Origin of the sequence: Actinoplanes awajinensis subsp. mycoplanecinus (assembly GCF_001509495.1) — a bacterium.
GTDB classification, from domain to species: Bacteria; Actinomycetota; Actinomycetes; order Mycobacteriales; family Micromonosporaceae; genus Actinoplanes; species Actinoplanes palleronii.
The window spans coordinates 1-433 of sequence record NZ_LLZH01000157.1 but is presented as its reverse complement, the minus strand read 5'-3'; the positions used below and the strand labels follow the sequence as shown (position 1 = coordinate 433).

1 protein-coding gene is annotated in these 433 nt (G+C 65.4%); it reads left to right on the top strand.

All coding sequences use genetic code 11. The features are described 5' to 3' along the window. The first annotated feature begins 45 nt into the window (after window positions 1-45). Window positions 46-270, top strand: a complete 225-nt coding sequence (locus ADL15_RS18785) for a hypothetical protein (protein ID WP_067692488.1) — start codon at window positions 46-48, stop codon at window positions 268-270. The last annotated feature ends 163 nt before the right edge of the window (window positions 271-433 follow it).

Here is a 433-nt window from a genome sequence, read left to right as displayed (position 1 = left end):
CCGCGGTCCCGGCGGACGCGGCCACGGCCTCGGCGGGGTTCTGAGATGGACGCCAACAGCTACCCGATCGGCGTCGACGTGAACGGTGGCCTCATCGAGAACAACGTGCTGTTCGGTGGTGAGCCGGGTGCGGGTAAGTCGGTCCTGTTGAACGTGGCGACCGCAAGTGCGGAGCTGTTGGCCTCGGGTGTCTGCGACTGCGAGTCGTACGACTGCCGTGGCGAATGCTGCGGGCTGGGCAACTGCTCCTGCACTGCGGCGGAGGACTGACGTGTCCCCGATCCTGGTCGCCGAAACTGACAACGGCGTAGCAGAGCTCGGCCCGGTGCTGTCGATCTTCGACCCGATGTTCATCGGGATCGACGAGTTCGGCCAGAAGGTCAAGCTGCCGATGATCTACAAGAATCTGCTGATCGGTGGCGAGCCGGGCGCG

What these genes read in the sequence shown, in the direction of transcription:
- ADL15_RS18785 (WP_067692488.1), top strand. Translation starts at nt 46, where the DNA reads ATGGACGCCAACAGCTACCCGATCGGCGTCGACGTGAACGGTGGCCTC.